The 15314-nt window shown below is 43.2% G+C and carries 18 protein-coding genes and 1 riboswitch; of the genes, 3 read left to right on the top strand and 15 right to left on the bottom strand.

The genetic code is table 11. From position 1 onward, the window contains the following. Positions 1-148 precede the first annotated feature (148 nt). From FQV28_RS19070 to FQV28_RS19055, 5 genes are all read right to left on the bottom strand, one after another. Positions 149-478 carry a YuiB family protein gene (locus FQV28_RS19070; RefSeq protein ID WP_146498107.1) on the bottom strand — a complete coding sequence of 110 codons (330 nt, stop codon included), beginning with the start codon at positions 476-478 and terminating at the stop codon, positions 149-151. Between the two features lie 235 nt (positions 479-713). Beyond that, positions 714-839, bottom strand: a complete 126-nt coding sequence (locus tag FQV28_RS19360) for a YuiA family protein (RefSeq protein WP_186763946.1) — start codon at positions 837-839, stop codon at positions 714-716. Between the two features lie 141 nt (positions 840-980). Further along, positions 981-1478, bottom strand: a complete 498-nt coding sequence (locus FQV28_RS19065; protein WP_146498106.1) for an NUDIX domain-containing protein — start codon at positions 1476-1478, stop codon at positions 981-983. Positions 1479-1538: 60 nt separating this feature from the next. Further along, entirely contained in the window at positions 1539-2753 is a 1215-nt protein-coding gene (locus FQV28_RS19060) for an NAD(P)/FAD-dependent oxidoreductase (protein ID WP_146498112.1), read from the bottom strand. 156 nt (positions 2754-2909) lie between these two features. Further along, positions 2910-3668, bottom strand: a complete 759-nt coding sequence (locus tag FQV28_RS19055; protein WP_146498105.1) for a GNAT family N-acetyltransferase — start codon at positions 3666-3668, stop codon at positions 2910-2912. 356 nt (positions 3669-4024) lie between these two features. On the opposite strand from FQV28_RS19055, the gene FQV28_RS19050 reads away from it, so the two are divergent. Next, complete coding sequence (locus FQV28_RS19050) at positions 4025-5647, top strand: bifunctional metallophosphatase/5'-nucleotidase (RefSeq protein WP_255473010.1); 1623 nt, start codon at positions 4025-4027, stop codon at positions 5645-5647. A gap of 89 nt (positions 5648-5736) precedes the next feature. Here the strand turns inward: FQV28_RS19050 and FQV28_RS19045 are convergent, their stop codons facing one another. Both FQV28_RS19045 and FQV28_RS19040 read right to left on the bottom strand, forming a co-directional pair. Further along, positions 5737-6099: a HesB/IscA family protein gene (locus FQV28_RS19045; RefSeq protein WP_146498103.1), complete on the bottom strand. Its 363-nt coding sequence runs from the start codon at positions 6097-6099 to the stop codon at positions 5737-5739. Between the two features lie 119 nt (positions 6100-6218). After that, complete coding sequence (locus FQV28_RS19040) at positions 6219-6455, bottom strand: NifU family protein (protein WP_146498102.1); 237 nt, start codon at positions 6453-6455, stop codon at positions 6219-6221. Positions 6456-6538: 83 nt separating this feature from the next. Here FQV28_RS19040 and FQV28_RS19035 point away from each other — a divergent pair, with 83 nt between their 5' ends. Then, positions 6539-6865 carry a YuzD family protein gene (locus FQV28_RS19035; RefSeq protein WP_146498101.1) on the top strand — a complete coding sequence of 109 codons (327 nt, stop codon included), beginning with the start codon at positions 6539-6541 and terminating at the stop codon, positions 6863-6865. A 39-nt stretch (positions 6866-6904) separates the two neighbouring features. On the opposite strand, the gene FQV28_RS19030 is transcribed toward FQV28_RS19035, so the two are convergent. After that, complete coding sequence (locus FQV28_RS19030; RefSeq protein ID WP_146498100.1) at positions 6905-7972, bottom strand: NAD(P)/FAD-dependent oxidoreductase; 1068 nt, start codon at positions 7970-7972, stop codon at positions 6905-6907. A gap of 150 nt (positions 7973-8122) precedes the next feature. Here FQV28_RS19030 and FQV28_RS19025 point away from each other — a divergent pair, with 150 nt between their 5' ends. Further along, a complete protein-coding gene (locus FQV28_RS19025) occupies positions 8123-8359 on the top strand; it encodes a YuzB family protein (protein WP_146498099.1) in 237 nt (78 codons plus the stop codon). Positions 8360-8380: 21 nt separating this feature from the next. Here FQV28_RS19025 and FQV28_RS19020 read toward each other — a convergent pair whose 3' ends face one another. From FQV28_RS19020 to FQV28_RS18990, 7 genes are all read right to left on the bottom strand, one after another. Then, positions 8381-9145, bottom strand: a complete 765-nt coding sequence (locus FQV28_RS19020; protein ID WP_146498098.1) for a TIGR01457 family HAD-type hydrolase — start codon at positions 9143-9145, stop codon at positions 8381-8383. Next, a complete protein-coding gene (locus tag FQV28_RS19015) occupies positions 9132-9590 on the bottom strand; it encodes a DUF86 domain-containing protein (RefSeq protein ID WP_146498097.1) in 459 nt (152 codons plus the stop codon). The genes FQV28_RS19020 and FQV28_RS19015 overlap by 14 nt, the downstream gene beginning before the upstream one ends. Positions 9591-9674: 84 nt before the next feature. Continuing rightward, positions 9675-9998, bottom strand: a complete 324-nt coding sequence (locus FQV28_RS19010; protein WP_146498096.1) for a YutD family protein — start codon at positions 9996-9998, stop codon at positions 9675-9677. Positions 9999-10168: 170 nt separating this feature from the next. Next, positions 10169-10285, bottom strand: a complete 117-nt coding sequence (locus FQV28_RS19005) for a methionine/alanine import family NSS transporter small subunit (protein ID WP_146498095.1) — start codon at positions 10283-10285, stop codon at positions 10169-10171. A gap of 13 nt (positions 10286-10298) precedes the next feature. Further along, on the bottom strand, positions 10299-11819 hold the full coding sequence (locus FQV28_RS19000; protein WP_146498094.1) for a sodium-dependent transporter: 1521 nt from the start codon (positions 11817-11819) through the stop codon (positions 10299-10301). A 206-nt stretch (positions 11820-12025) separates the two neighbouring features. Next, positions 12026-13591, bottom strand: coding sequence for a Na+/H+ antiporter NhaC family protein (locus FQV28_RS18995; protein WP_146498093.1), 1566 nt, complete (start codon positions 13589-13591; stop codon positions 12026-12028). A gap of 115 nt (positions 13592-13706) precedes the next feature. Continuing rightward, a riboswitch (Lysine riboswitch) is annotated at positions 13707-13890 on the bottom strand. A gap of 71 nt (positions 13891-13961) precedes the next feature. Continuing rightward, complete coding sequence (locus FQV28_RS18990) at positions 13962-15305, bottom strand: bifunctional metallophosphatase/5'-nucleotidase (protein WP_146498092.1); 1344 nt, start codon at positions 15303-15305, stop codon at positions 13962-13964. Positions 15306-15314: the final 9 nt, after the last annotated feature.

Genomic DNA, 15314 nt, shown 5'->3' with positions numbered 1-15314 from the left:
GGATAGAATCGCTTGGTTGATCCCTTTTTTGAACCCATACAGAAAAACACCTCCAATTTGTCGTGGATAACTACATACGACGATGGCGGTGTTTTTTCCTTGTCTCATTTTATTGGGTCACTCTAATTTCCGGTTTGGCAGTTTTATTTTAAAACATTTGATAACCCATTTTACGCAAAACCTTCATGACAATCCCCGAAATAATCGCCCCCGCAAATCCAGCCAACAGCACCGCTATGTCCGAACCTGTCAACGACGTCAATGTATTGCCGAGCATGGAAAAAGATTCACCTGGACTTGTGAAATAATCAAAAAAGCTGACATCATCGATAATGAGCAACACAACAATCGGATAGACGATTGCCATAAGCCATGTCATGCGAAGCAGCATATTCAGCAAAAAACCGATTCCGAAAAACATCACTAAAAATAAAAGCATAGAAATAATTAATTGCACAATAGTAATTGAATTGTTCATGAATACTAACCTCCGATATTCCTTTAACCAGTTTAACCGAAATACCAGGGGCAATCAATCAGCTAACCCAGAGTTCATCGCTTTGTCACAGAAAAGCGGAAACGGCCGTTCAAGTTCGTTGCGTTTAAAAAACCATAAGCTTAGACCTTTAAAATAAAATGTTTCATCATAACATTTTCGCAAAATAAAAAAGCATCCACGGAATTACACCGCAAACGCCATTGGATTAATAGTTTTATTTTTTTCCGGAACCAGAACAGCAGGAGCACGTTTCTGAACCACCCAACCGCAATTGAAAATAACCTTTGCCGGCGCAGTATGGACATTGATTAGCTGGTTTAGTTACTTTGATGAATCTCATTTGAAACACCTCCTCAATCGCTTGTTCTTAATATTCAGAAATATATCACATATTACTTTACTATGCAAGAATAAAAAAAAGCGATGAAAACGGATACATCGCTTTTTTTCTGATTCATTCTCTTATTTCCTTCTTTTTTCTCTATTTTTTAAAAAATAGTTTGTAAAGAGAATAGCCAAAAACTTCCCCAGGATTGACATTTTCAATGGTTTGAAAGCCTTCTTCAAGAACATAGGAAGCCATTTCATGAAGCATCACTGAAACTGCATCGTCTTTTGCCAATTCTTCAGGAGATTTCCAGGCAGCTTCAAAAAGTTCAGATTCCTGGGCTTGGAGATTTTGTTGCTCATTCTTGGCTTCCAATAGGAAGATGGCCATATTGTCGCTTATTTCTCCGCGGATAACACCCGAACGGAAGCCAATCATCCCCAGCACATTGCAGTCCATCCCTGTTTCTTCTTTCACTTCACGCAACACCGCTTGATCGATTGTTTCTGAAGCCGCTACAAAACCCGCCGGCAAAGACCACTTGCCTTTCAAGCCGCCATACCTCTTTTTTACAACAAGCCATTCTTTTCTGGAATTCACCACCAAACCAGCTGCTCCCAGCCAGACGTTCCCTCTTGTATGCTTAGCCACTGCTTGCGCCCCTTTATTAAAAAAAGCTCCCACTGAGGGGAGCTTTTTCTATATTGTCTATTAAAGTACGTTGAACTTACCTTTTTTCATAACTAGTTTCGCTCCGCCAACCAAGAATAAAGCACGGTTGTCGATCATTTTCTTCATAAATGATGCACGTTTGCCGGTAACTTTCTTGCCGAAAACCACACCGATTGCATCATCTTCACCAAGTGAGCAAACCGTACCTTTGAGGTCAGGAACAAACTCAGCAGTGTCTTCGCCTTTGATCAACGAATTGATATTTTTCGCCACTGTCTCACCTTGCTGCATCGCTATTTGGGCAGTCGGTGGATATGGACGGTTTGTTTCTTCATTGATCATCAATGCACAGTCACCTACGATGAAGACATCAGCGAATCCAGGAGCACGAAGGTCTTTTTCGACTTTAACGCGCGCGCGCATGCTTTCGATTTGGCTCGCTTCAAGGACGCTGCTGCCGCGGACGCCTGCTGCCCAGACTACAGTGCCAGCTTTGATGAATTCAAACTGGTCGTCGCCTTTTTTGATTTTAACGCCTTCTGGAGTCGCTTCTACAACTGGTGTACCTATTGAAAATTCGATTCCTTTCGCTTCCAAGTGGCCCACTGCGTAGCTTACTAATTCTGGATCAAATCCAGGCAAGACCATTGGTGCAGCTTCTACACAAATTACACGGACTTTTTCGCGCGGAATATCAAACTCTTTGCATAGTTCCGGAACACGGTTTGCAAGTTCGCCAAGAAACTCAATACCGGTGAACCCTGCACCGCCCACAACGATTGTCAAGCGGCTGTCGTCTTTCATGGGCTCTGTTGACCATGTTGCGAATTGGTATTCGATGTGCTCACGGATATAGCGCGCAGCTTTAACATTTGCGATTGATAAAGCGTACTTATCAAGGCCTTCAATACCGAATGTTTCGCCTTCAAATCCTAAGCCAATAACGAGATAATCGTATGTGTACTCGCCATTGTCCGTTAAAACCCGTTTGCCGGCGACATCGATTTCCTCAACAGTCGCTTGCACAAATTTTGTTTTAACTGGGTCGATAACTTCTTTGATGTCGTAACGCACCTCTTCAGGAAGCATTGTTCCTGCAGCTGCTTCATGCAGCCAAGTGCTTTCGTAATGGTACTCGTTTTTGTTGATCAACGTAATATCTGCGGCATCTGTGCCCAGAACTTTTTGCAAGTTTACAACAGTCATTAAACCACCGTAACCTGCCCCTAATACTAATATTGACGGTCTTTTCAACACAATCGCAACCACCTTCAAGTAATTTTTACATCGGAAAAAATAAATGTGCAAAGTGCACCTGATTCCAATAAACTCCTACACTCTATATTAGCCCTTTTACAAGTCGATTTCAACTGCTTACTGCTTTATCGGAAAAGCTTTACGTCCGTTCGTTCAAGCTTCTGACGCAACTGGATGCATGACTTGTGCAGGATAAGAAAGCCGGCTTTTCTCCCTGACAAATAATGCACCGTCACGCTTGAAAGGCCTTTTTTCCAAAAGGATTCCATCTTCAGGCGTAAAATAAAAAACGATGCTTCTGGTGTTTTCATCTGTAATTTCTGCTAACACAGTTTGAATGTCCACTGGCACTTTGCTGACAACATCAAAAAGGTCAAGCTGTCCCCCTTCTTGCTTGAAAAGGAGAAGGGCATCGAGTTTTTCTGAATAATAAATCCCGTTTTTAAAGCTAGCCAGCACATGATACATCGTAATGCCAGCTGTATTCGCTGTTGCAAAACGGGTTGAAACCGGTACTCTTCCTTCTATATATTCTGCTATCAACTGAAGATCTGAAGAATTTTTTACATTGAGTAATTTTAGTTTCTCTCTGGCAGCTGTGTTAGAAGAAAAAGACGAAGTTGAAAATTGCTGTTCCTCCACTTCACGAAAACCAAATTTCGGGTAAAAATCCATAACTGATTCATTTGCAAATAAATACATGAAGTCGCACTGCCCTTCGTATTCACTTATTACTTTTTCCATGAGGATTCTTGATAAACCTTGGTTCCGATAATCCGGATGAGTCATCACCGTTCCTATTTGCAAAGAAGGATGCGCATGTCCATCGATAACCAAATCGATTTTATTGACCGAGACATTCGCTGCTACTTTTTCCTTCATCAATGAAAGAAAAAGGAATATACCGGTCATCCCAAAAACCTTTGTCGTACCAGCTCGCGAAGTCCACGCCAAATATATGGTTGGCCAGCTGGCAAAAACTCGCTCTCAAGGCCGTGTTTTCTTTATATGCTTTCTTGAACTGCAGTTGTCCCATCTCAAACTCCCCCTTATACTTTCTAATCCATTTTTATATTAGCCTATAATAACAGCAGAAATAAATATTATTTTCTGAATCGAAATACTCTATCAACATTTTTAACTATTGTGATAGTCTATTAATGGCATTTATTCCTCTTAAAGGATTAGCCGGAGGAATAACCTGTCTGCTCTAAAATAACCGCTCTTTGCTTTACTAATCTTTTATCCACAGGAGGATGTATCAGCACATGCAGAAAAACACGAAGAAGAAAGTTCAAGTTTTTGCTAGTACAGCGTTGGCTTTAGGAGTTTTTGGTTCATCATTCGCTGCACCTATAGCAGAAGCAGCACCTGGAAAAGATGCTGCGGTCTCAAACAGAGGAATTGAAGTTCAATTATTGGGTGTTAACGATTGGCACGGACAAATTGACGTCGTGCGCACAGTAGCAGGGAAACAGGCTGGCGGTGCTGAGTATTTAGCCGCATACTTAAAACAAAGAGAAGCGACAAACAAAAATACATTATTGATCCATTCCGGAGATATGACTGGCGGAAGTTCGCCGGCATCCGCCCTTTTGCAGGACGAGCCAACAGTTGAAATTATGAACGAACTTGGCTTTGATATCGGCACACTCGGCAACCATGAATTTGATCGCGGAGTTGATGAGCTGAAACGCCTTCTTGATGGAGGCTATCATGAGACAACAGGGGATTTCGAAGGTGCCAATTTCCCATATGTAGCAGCTAACGTTGTCTATAAAGATTCCGGCAAGAACTTGCTTCCTGCTTATAATATCCAAAAAGTCAATGGCATGAAAATCGGTTTTATCGGCGTTGTCACGAAAGATATCAAAGATGTCGTCATCGCCAGTGCATTAGAAAATATTGAAGTTACGGATTCAAAAACAGCTGTAGACAAAGCGGTAGCAGAATTAAAAGCACAAGGCGTGGAATCGATTGTTGTCTTGGCCCATGCACCAGCTACTTCGAGCACTGATGGCACAAATCCATCTGGTGAATCAGTTGATTTGGCAAACACCATCAACGATGAAGTCGACATCATTCTTGGAGCGCACAACCATGCTTATTCTGATGCTATCGTCGATAACAAACTAGTCGTCCAAGGCTACTCGTACGGGACAGCATTCACGGATATCGACCTTGTCATCGATCCGAAAACTAAAGACATCGTCAAAAAATCTGCGGAAGTTGTGACCACTTTCCATGACGGCATCGAACCGGATGCGGAAGTAAAAGCGATGGTCGATGGCTATAAAGCAGCTGTTGCTCCGTTGATCGAGCGTGAAGTCGGGACTTCAACTGAAGCCATCACAAAAACGAGTGATGACAGTGGCGAATCCGCACTTGGCAACTTGATCGCCGATTCTCAGCGTACTGCGATGAATACTGATTTTGCTTTCATGAACCCAGGCGGCATCCGTGCCGACTTGAATGCTGGACCGATTACTTGGGGTGAATTGTACACGATCCAGCCATTTGGCAACATCCTTGTCAGCGCCACTTATACTGGCCAGCAAATTAAGGATGTATTGGAACAGCAGTTTAGAGCGGATAACAAACAAACGGTTCTACAAGTATCTGGTTTGACTTACACGTACTCTAAAGAAGCGCCCATCGGCAGCAAAATCACGAATTTGGAAGATGCAGACGGCAACACAATTGCCCTCGACAAAGAATACACAGTAACAGTCAACAACTTCCTTTCTACCGGCGGCGACGGTTTCTCCAAGCTGATCGGCGGCAAAGACCCAGTTGTTGGACCTGTTGATTTGGATGCTTTGGAAGCCTACATCGCTGACTTGGATGCACCTGTCAGCGCTCCTGCAACAAATCGCATCTCTGTGCAATAACAGGCAGTTTAACCTAAACAAAAGCCATTCTGGCAGCGAAGTTCGTTTCGCTTGCCAGAATGGCTTTTCTGCTTTTTAACTATACATTTTTAGCAGCTTTCCGGTGTGCCCGCTTTTTTCGCTGTGCGGAAAGAAGTCCCGCAGCCGCACGAAGCGATGGCGTTCGGGTTTTCAATCGTGAAACCGCCGCCCATCAAGGATTGCTTGTAATCGACAACCGTACCGTTTAAAATACCTGCATCTTCTTTTGCTACCAGCACTTTAATGCCGAATTGTTCGTATTGCTCATCTTCTGGCCCCTGCTCTTTTTCAAAGCCCATGCCATATGTTAAACCGCTGCAGCCGCCGCCTTTTACAGCAACCCGCAGAAACGATCCTTCTTCTTCGTTGTGGCGCATCATTTCTTTCACTTGAAACGACGCTGCTTCTGTTATTACTACTGCTTGTGCCATCCATATCACCTTCCTATACAGTTATCATAGCAATGTTTTCCATCCCTATTCAAGTGAGGCAACTTCAAAAGCAATTTTATTTAAGTACAGAAAAAGGGACCTATAAAGGTCCCTTGGCATTAAAATACTTGTTCTACTTCTACAACGCCAGGAACTTCTTCCACTAGAGCGCGTTCAATTCCTGCTTTTAATGTAATGGTCGAACTTGGGCAGCTTCCGCATGCGCCAAGCAAACGAAGTTTTACAACTCCATCCTCCACATCCACAAGTTCACAGTCTCCACCGTCACGCAAAAGGAATGGACGCAATTTATCTAAGACTTCCATTACTTGATTTTCCATCAAAGCTTCAGCCATTTATATCGACTCCTTTCATTATAATCATTATAATGTGATTAGAAGGAAAAAGCCACTAATGAATTCACAGGAGGAAGACATTTATGCCGAAAGAATTATCGATTGAAGTTTATGGAACCGAGGTAATTTGCGCAAGCTGCGTAAATGCGCCTTCTTCCAAAGACACATATGAATGGCTAGAAGCAGCAATTTCAAGGAAATACAAAGGCCAGCCGTTTTCAATTACCTATATTGATATTGAGAAACCGCAAACTGAAACGCACAAACAAGACTATGCCCAGCGCATCTTGGACGATGAATTCTTTTATCCGCTCGTGTTGATTGAAGGCGAAGTTGTCGGCGAAGGCTATGTACAGTTAAAGCCGGTCTTCAAGGAACTTGAAAAGCATGGGTTTGAAGCAGCTGAATAACAAAAGAAGCTCACAGCTTAAGCTGTGAGCTTCTTTTATTTATCCGTTATGCCACTTGTACATCCACAAGACACCTGACTTCATAAGGCGTGCGATGCGTCCTGTTACGGTGCGATCTGCCAAATAAGCGAATCCTTGTTTTTTTCCAAGCGATCCAAGGAAGCCTTTCAGCTTGATTTCTGGCATTGTTTCCGGCAGTGTTTCACCATTCCATACTGTTTTCAGCACTTTAACAATCTGTTCCGCCTGTTCTTCCGCAAGCTGTGCAGAAGGAGACATCGGCAATGCTGCACAGTCCCCTACGATATAGACATGTTCGTCGTTCGGCAATTGATGATACTGATTGATGACCACACGTCCACTATTATCGGTTTCAAGACCCATATTGCGCACCGGTTTGACCGGCTGGATGCCTGCCGTCCAAACAACGGCGTCGACCGGAATCGTCTCTTCGTGGTTGTAAAGCATTTTCGGTTCCACTTTTGTAATGTTGGAGCTTGGAACCACTTCGACGTTATTGCTGTCAAACCACTTTTTCACAAAGTTGCTCAAACGTTCCGGGAAATCGCGCAAAATGCGCGGGCTCCGGTCAAACAGCTTGATTTGCAAATCTTTTCGGCTTTCGCGAAGTTCGCTGGCAAGTTCAATGCCGCTCAGTCCTGCTCCTACAACCCCAACCACTGCACCTGACGGCAAGCCTAAAAGAGCTTGATAGGTCTGGCGTGATTTACCGATTGTCTGAATGCTGTACGTATATTCGTCTGCTCCTGGCACGTTGTGGTATTTGTCCTCACATCCGAGGCCGATGACCAAATCGTCGTAAGTCACTCGCTCCCCGTTTTCCAACAATACACATTTTTCTTCCAGGTCAATCTCTAAAATTTCACCATTAACAATTTTTAATCGCTCATGTTCAGGAAATGGAACACGCACTTCATGGTCTGATTCCGTTCCTGCCGCTAATGCATAAAACTCAGTTTTCATGCTATGAAACGGTGTTCGGTCGATTAAAATGATTTCCATATCTTGCGGCAAATTGTTCGGCAATAGACGCAGCAAAATCCGCATATTGCCATATCCTCCACCAAGTAAGACTAATTTTCTCATAAAAATCTCCTTTTAATTCTTCTGTCTGCACATTTTCTCCAATATGAGTATAGCTGATTGTGATAACTTTCACAATATATTTACCCAAAATCAATTAATTGACTAACGCCAAAAAAAAGGGTAGGATTTCGATGTAGCGAGGTGAGCTAAATGAAACCAATTGTTGAATTTTGCATCAGCAACATCGCCAACGGAGCACAAGATTCTTTTGAAAAACTGGAACGCGACCCCAATCTGGATGTCCTGGATTACGGTTGTTTGAGTTATTGCACCCAATGCGCAGAATCTTTGTATGCTTTGGTGAATGGTGAGATCGTAGAAGCCGATTCCCCGGAAGAATTGACACAAAAAGTGTATGATTTTATAGAAGAAAACCCGCTTTTCTAAGCCGTTGAAAAACGGCTTTTTTTATATTTCCCAAGTCAGCAGGCTTTCTAGTGCGTACGTTGGCTGGATTTCTTTTTTCAAAACCACTTCCGTCGAAGTGACACCAGTGTTAACATGCACTGTGTCGATATCAAAATTGAGCCCGGCTTTGATATCCGTATCGTAATTGTCGCCGATCATCACCATATCGCCTTTTTCAAATCCGAAGTCCAGCATAATTGCTTCAAGCATGTGCATTTCCGGCTTTCCGATATACATCGGGTCAATGCCAGTGGACGCTGCGACTAGAGTCGTGTAAGCCCCGTTGCCCGGTATCAGCCCTTTTTCTGAAGGATAGGCAAGGTCGCCGTTTGTCGATATAAACGTAGCGCCTTTTCGGACCTCCAAGCAAGCGTTAGCGAGCTTGTCAAAATTGATGTCCCGGTCAATTCCCATAAGGACAATATCTCCGTCTTCTTTTACCCGTTCAATTCCTTCTTGAGACAATGCCTGTTCCAATCCATTAGAGCCGATCATGAAAACGGTCTTGCCCGGGTGCCAGTGCTTGATGTATTTGGCAGCCGCAATAGCAGAAGAAATAATACGCGATTTTTCAGCTTTTATACCAAAACGCGCCAGTTTATCGCTCAGTTGCTTTTGCGTCATCGAAGCATTGTTCGTAACAAAAAACGGTTCAATCCCCTTTTTTTGCAGGCGTTCGATAAACACTTTCGCTTCCGGAATCACTTCCGTCCCCCGGTAAACTGTTCCATCTAAATCCAGACAATAAGCTTTATAGTTCTTCATCTTTGGCCTCCGGTAGAAAAGCCGATACTGGGCCAAGTTCATGTTCCAAATAATGCTCTGCTTTAGGACCAAACTCTTTCAACTCTTCAAAACTGGCATCAAAAACAGCTTTGATATTGGAATGATCCACTTTCATGAATTCACGCACCAGCATTTTACGCAATGCAAGCACTTTTTTCAGCGGTTCATCCATTTCTGGAGTAATCACTTTTTCATCGGTTAAAATATCGATGATATCGTCGTAGCTTCCTGGATCGCGCATGATAAACCCGTCAATCATCGTATTGCCGACGTCAATAATGGACTCGACGACATTCGAAGCCAATCTTTCCAAAGCCAGTTGGTCTTCAAGCGAATCCCAGCCGTCCTTTTTTTCATATAGATCCAACAAAGATTTCATATAAGAAACCGTCTGTGTGATTTTTGTGCGGTCAATAAAATACATAAACTCTCCTCCGTTTTACGTTCATAAATCTCGATTGTTTTCCCTTTCTATCATATCATATGCCAATAAAAAACCCTCGGCGGATTATGCATCCGTTTCGAGGGTCTCTTCTGGCGCCGTTTCTGGAACTGTGGCTTTGCCGGTTTTCTTTATCACAAAATAAGCGCAGCCAAAATTGCAATACTCATACAAATAATCTTGCAATGTGCTGATTTTGGTGTCATAAGTCGCTTTATGGTTGGTGTCTTCAAAAAAGCCTTTTAAGCGCAACTGGCCATAGCCCCAGTCGCCTAAAATATAATCGTATTTCGCTAATATTTCACTATACCGGCCGGTCAACGCTTCTTCATTGAACCCTTCACGGTAATCGATGACTATCTCGTAATTCCACTGTTCTATCGTGATCAACTTTCTCACCATCCATTAGCTGATATCTTCAGCTGCTTTGTACAGTAACAATAGCTTGGAGTCTGGATCCCAGCCGTTAACTTCTCTCCCAAATGTACCATAAAGAACGCTCACCCACAAGTTAGCGGACAATAGAAAACCCGGAAGCCAAAGCTTCCGGGTTCAACAATTTATGCAGTTCTTTTTGCTTTTTTACTTTTGCTGACGGCATTCCCAATACTTGCAGCCAATCCGCCCCATATAATCACCATACCAATAATCATAACTACGATTGCGCTAGTTGACATATTGCGAACCCCCTTATTTGTTTTCTTCGAACTGAGCGTGGTCTTTATGCCACTTGCCAAGTGTGAAAAGAATTCCCAAAACAATAGCTGCTAAAGCGACCGAAACGCCGCCAAACAGGGTGAACATATTCGAATACCCTTCATAGTTACCTGTTTCAGTATCAAATTGCTTTAAGATATTCAGTCTTAATAATCCAAACATCATATATCCTAAAACAATTGGCGTGATAACCCCTAAACATATTTTCCACCAACCGCCAAGATGGATATCCGAAATACCATTGGCATGGTTTTGAAGCAGATTTGCTTTACGGAACACCCATACGACAAGCACTACTTCTACAAGGCCAATAGCGGCTACTCCGAATTGGTTGATGTAATAATCGGCCAAATCCAGGAAGAATAGCCCTCCTTGAGTTGCAAACAAAATGGAGATCAAAGCAGCCAATCCACCGCCGAAAGCTACCGCTTTGTTGCGTGTAATGCCGAATTTCTCAGAAATACCCGCCACATAAGTCTCAGTGATTGAGATCAATGAAGTCAAACCGGCAAGCGTCAAAGACAAGAAGAATAACGCTCCAAACAACCCGTTCAATCCTGGGAATTCATTGATGATCTGCGGGAAGACAACAAACGCCAAGCCGACGCCTGCAGTAGCTACATCCGCAACCGCAACACCTTGCTGGCTTGCCATGAATCCTAGTGCCGCGAATACCCCGATACCTGCAAGCAACTCAAATGCAGAGTTTGCAAATCCGGTAATGAACGCGTTGTTCGTGATATCCGATTTTTTCGGAAGATAGCTTGCATAAGTGATCATGATGGCAAACGCCACTGACAAACTAAAGAAAATATGACCGTATGCCGCAACCCAAACAGAAGGGTCCATGATTGCGTCGAAATTGGGTTTGAAGAAGGCATCAAGGCCCATTGCTGCACCATCCAATGTCAATGCACGGATGACGACAATCAAGAAAATAACGACAAGTGTCGGAATGAAAATGCGGTTTGCAAGTTCGATCCCTTTTTTAACCCCAGCCAACAGGATCCCAAGAGTAATGATCCAAACGATAGCCAGCGGAATAAATACCCCCCAGACGATACCGCCTGTTTGGCCTGGCTGAACCGTTAAATTCAAGAAATCATTGAATAGGAATGTCTCTGTATCTGCTCCCCATGCTTGGTTGAATGAGAAAATTGTGTAGCGCATTGCCCAAGCAATAATGACGGCGTAATAACATGATATGATGAATGATACAAAAACTGCCCACCACCCAAGCCATTCTAGTTTTTTACCGCCCATCCTAAAGAACGACAATGGCGCTGATCCACGAAATTTATGGCCGATGGTGAATTCTAAAATAAGAATCGGTATGCCTGCAGTCAGCAAAGCAAATAAGTATGGTATAAAGAATGCTCCTCCACCATTTTCATAGGCCACATACGGAAAACGCCAAATGTTCCCTAGGCCAACCGCGGAACCTACAGCAGCCATGATAAAACCGGCGCGTGTTCCCCATTGCGAACGTTCCATTTTTTTTCCCCCTTTAATAGTTTCCATTTTTCTTGCAGAAAAATAGGAAGTTTGTATATTTTCAGATTATTTACTAATCTAAAATCAGTATACCGAGGGGCAAATATAAAGTAAAGGTGATTTCAAAGAATTTTTACAAAAAACTATTCATTCAATAATAAAAAAGCAGAAATCATAGATTTCTGCTTTTAATAACACCTGTTATTTTACTGTTTTACTGTGGTTGGTTTTTGTTTAGACCAAATTAAGAATAATACTGCTAAAACAATTAGCACTGTTCCAAGTGCCATCAATAGGGAGCCAGTAATACCTATGACTATATATCCGATAGCAGCAATAACCGCAGCCGTGATGGCATATGGAAGTTGCGTGATAACATGATCCATATGATTGCTTCCCGCACCGGTTGATGACAGAATCGTCGTATCGGAAATCGGTGAGCAATGGTCCCCAAATACAGCACCCGCTAAAACAGCTGCTAAAGCCGGCAACAGTAATTCCGGTTCAGCTTGTGACATGATTTTTCCTGCTATCGGCAATAGAATGCCGAACGATCCCCAAGAAGTTCCGGTGGCAAATGCCATTACGCCTGCCAAAATGAATAACAGCACCGGTAAAATTGCAGTTGGAATATTCCCTTCCGCCACCACATCAGCAAGATATTGCCCTGTCTGAAGAGCGTCAATCAAATAGGTCAAAGACCAGGCGAAAATTAAAATCAAAACAGCACCCATCATTGATCGGATCCCGGCCCAAACTCCTTTGCCCACCCAGCCGACGCTAGCCTTTTCGTTGTATCTTATCTGCATAGCATATAAAACTACTGAAGTAACGGCCCCTAACACTCCTCCAGTGATCAATGAAACTGGAACATCCGTGTTTTCGAATATGAGCCATATGTCAAAGACTTGTCCTGCATTTTGATAACCGGTCCAAATCATCGCACTTACCGTTCCTGCCACAAGCAACAAAATCGGCAATAAAAGATCCAGCACTCGCCCATGCTTATGCGAAGGAAATTCTTCTTTCATTTCACCTGGAATTGTTTTCGATGCATCAAACAATTCCCCGGTTGTCATTGCCCGTGTTTCGTGCTTTTTCATCGCCCCGAAATCCACATCGCTTACTGCGACAAAGATTACAATAGCCATGGCTGAAACAACATAGAAATTCATCGGCGCCATCCAAAGGAAAGCTTCTATTGCAGACATCGTGTTGAAAGTCTGGCCTGCAAGAATTGTTGCAACGATTCCGATGATGGCCGCTCCCCAGCTTGATACAGGGGATACTACACAGATAGGCGCAGCTGTCGAATCAATAAAGTATGCCAGTTTCGCCCGTGACACTTTATAGCGGTCCGTAATGGGCCGCGCCACTTGCCCAACGGCCAGAGCATTGAAATAATCGTCGATAAAGATCAGGATGCCCAGGAACACGGTAAGAACCTTTGCACTTCTCCGTGACTTAATGTGTCGGGATGCCCAATCCGCAAATGCACGGCTGCCTCCTGACAAGCTGACAAACGCCGTAATGATGCCAAGCAATAGCAAAAACAGAATTATAAAGACGTTATAAGTATTGAACCCTTCATCCCAAAATGTGATGGCGAATGAATTAAACAGTTCCCGAAATGCGGCAACCGGTGAAAAAGACGTCAAAATTAACGCTGCAGCTACAATTCCTGCGCCTAAGGAAAGCAAGACACGGCGCGTTAATAACACCATGACAATCGCTATAATCGGCGGCAAAATTGAAAAAATCGTGTTTTCCATAAAAGTTTTCCTCCTATTTTTAGATGGAAGAGAAAAGAGAAAAGAAAAAAGGCTGACCTCTCCATGAACGGATACAGTCAGCCCCTTAAAATTCGTCTGTGCACAAAACATCAAACAATCCTATAGCTCTCCATTTATGCGCGAACACAAATGACAGTGGCATCCTTATTAAAAATGCCCCCAACTTGTTTATCTATAACAATCGCTAAACAAGTTTCGGCGAAACTCCCTTTCCGATACGTTCAACGCTGTTAAACTCCCGTATCGTACTGATCAGCTCCGCGGCCTCTATCCATCAATATATAATTCTTAAATAGCATAACAACTACTAAAGTTAAAATCAAATGTGTATTAAATCCGAATGTTCTTATTACTTCAACGCTTTGCTCCGGAAAAACTGACTAAAAACATCGCGTATAAATTCCGGCATGAAATATGTTTTTTGTGCACGTTTTAATGTCGGAAAAAAGTAGCCAAAAGTGAACATATCCAATGTAATAAGCCGGTAAACCTGATCGTGTACAGCGAGTTCATCATTTATATACAATTTATGGCCTTCCATTTTCATATTCACGTGAATGATATTTCCGAAAATCGCTCCCCTGAACCCTAATCCTTTTAGTTCGATATGCGGCCATTCTGTGTTCAATGACTGCAGGTAAATTTCTTTTAGTTCCGCGCCTGTCAATTCAATCAGGCACGGATTGATGGGATGCGGCAGCATTTTGTGAAAATTGTAGCGGGTTGTTTGCCCTTCCGGAAGATTATCCATAAAAATACCCGCGTTGAATATGGCACAGTCGGCCTGTGAAAATTCAAGCATCGCTTCGCCAAACAAATCTGAGAGCCTCGATGCTTTGAACCACTCGGCTTTCAGCATTTCCGAATTGAAAAAAATCGGTTCATTCAACTGATTTTTTCCTTCTTCCATTAAACAATCATCAAAAGATTCGTCAGGATTGCGCAAGCTGTCAGTTTCAATCAAATAAGCTTTTTTGTTTTCCAACCCATTCTCGATTGTCACATGGCCGACGTACATGCCAAATTTTCCTGCTGCACCGAGCAGTGTATCCCCGATAACTTTTCCCTCATGGAACACATGATGCGTATGGGCCCCCAGAATAACATCGATGTCCGGGCACATTTCGGCTAAAAGTTCATCATCCTTTATACCGAGATGCGACAAGCAAACGATTAAATCGGTCTGCCCCTTTATTTCCTCAACAGCTTCCATAATGGCGTCTTTGCCTTCTGATATGGTCCAGCCAAGCCGTTTGTAAAAAGGCGTAAATTCGGCTGTCGCGCCGACCAAGCCGATTTTCGTGCCGCCTCTGGTCTTTATAATATGATATGGTTTTGCCCACTTCGGACGAAAGCCTGAAGCATCTTTTAAATTGCCGACTACCACTTCAAAATCCGCTTGCACATACAAATCGTTCAATTCTTGCTTCGTCAACGTAATGCCTTCATTATTGCCTATCGTCACTACGTCATACCCTGCTTCATTGAGCAAGGCGATATTGCCTCTGCCTGCCGAGCCTTCAGTAAACGGATGGGAACGGTCCACGTGATCCCCAATATCAAGAATTAGACAGGTGTCTCCTTCTTCTTCATGCCAGCGCTTCCGCTCTGTAAGCAAAGCTTTAATGCTTGGCCAGTTGGCAAAATGGCTATGCAAATCGTTTGTATGGTATATGTGTATGGTCTCGCTCATGAAAACACC

This window comes from Planomicrobium sp. CPCC 101079 (genome assembly GCF_007859275.1).
Taxonomy (GTDB): domain Bacteria; phylum Bacillota; class Bacilli; order Bacillales_A; family Planococcaceae; genus Planococcus.
Note: the sequence above shows the minus strand (reverse complement) of the source record. Positions and strands in the feature narration are given on the sequence as shown.

What these genes read in the sequence shown, in the direction of transcription:
- FQV28_RS19070 (WP_146498107.1), bottom strand. Translation starts at nt 478, where the DNA reads ATGAACAATTCAATTACTATTGTGCAATTAATTATTTCTATGCTTTTA.
- FQV28_RS19360 (WP_186763946.1), bottom strand. Translation starts at nt 839, where the DNA reads ATGAGATTCATCAAAGTAACTAAACCAGCTAATCAATGTCCATACTGC.
- FQV28_RS19055 (WP_146498105.1), bottom strand. Translation starts at nt 3,668, where the DNA reads ATGACCGGTATATTCCTTTTTCTTTCATTGATGAAGGAAAAAGTAGCA.
- FQV28_RS19050 (WP_255473010.1), top strand. Translation starts at nt 4,025, where the DNA reads ATGCAGAAAAACACGAAGAAGAAAGTTCAAGTTTTTGCTAGTACAGCG.
- FQV28_RS19045 (WP_146498103.1), bottom strand. Translation starts at nt 6,099, where the DNA reads ATGGCACAAGCAGTAGTAATAACAGAAGCAGCGTCGTTTCAAGTGAAA.
- FQV28_RS19040 (WP_146498102.1), bottom strand. Translation starts at nt 6,455, where the DNA reads ATGGCTGAAGCTTTGATGGAAAATCAAGTAATGGAAGTCTTAGATAAA.
- FQV28_RS19035 (WP_146498101.1), top strand. Translation starts at nt 6,539, where the DNA reads ATGCCGAAAGAATTATCGATTGAAGTTTATGGAACCGAGGTAATTTGC.
- FQV28_RS19030 (WP_146498100.1), bottom strand. Translation starts at nt 7,972, where the DNA reads ATGAGAAAATTAGTCTTACTTGGTGGAGGATATGGCAATATGCGGATT.
- FQV28_RS19025 (WP_146498099.1), top strand. Translation starts at nt 8,123, where the DNA reads ATGAAACCAATTGTTGAATTTTGCATCAGCAACATCGCCAACGGAGCA.
- FQV28_RS19020 (WP_146498098.1), bottom strand. Translation starts at nt 9,145, where the DNA reads ATGAAGAACTATAAAGCTTATTGTCTGGATTTAGATGGAACAGTTTAC.
- FQV28_RS19015 (WP_146498097.1), bottom strand. Translation starts at nt 9,590, where the DNA reads ATGTATTTTATTGACCGCACAAAAATCACACAGACGGTTTCTTATATG.
- FQV28_RS19005 (WP_146498095.1), bottom strand. Translation starts at nt 10,285, where the DNA reads ATGTCAACTAGCGCAATCGTAGTTATGATTATTGGTATGGTGATTATA.
- FQV28_RS19000 (WP_146498094.1), bottom strand. Translation starts at nt 11,819, where the DNA reads ATGGAACGTTCGCAATGGGGAACACGCGCCGGTTTTATCATGGCTGCT.
- FQV28_RS18995 (WP_146498093.1), bottom strand. Translation starts at nt 13,591, where the DNA reads ATGGAAAACACGATTTTTTCAATTTTGCCGCCGATTATAGCGATTGTC.
- FQV28_RS18990 (WP_146498092.1), bottom strand. Translation starts at nt 15,305, where the DNA reads ATGAGCGAGACCATACACATATACCATACAAACGATTTGCATAGCCAT.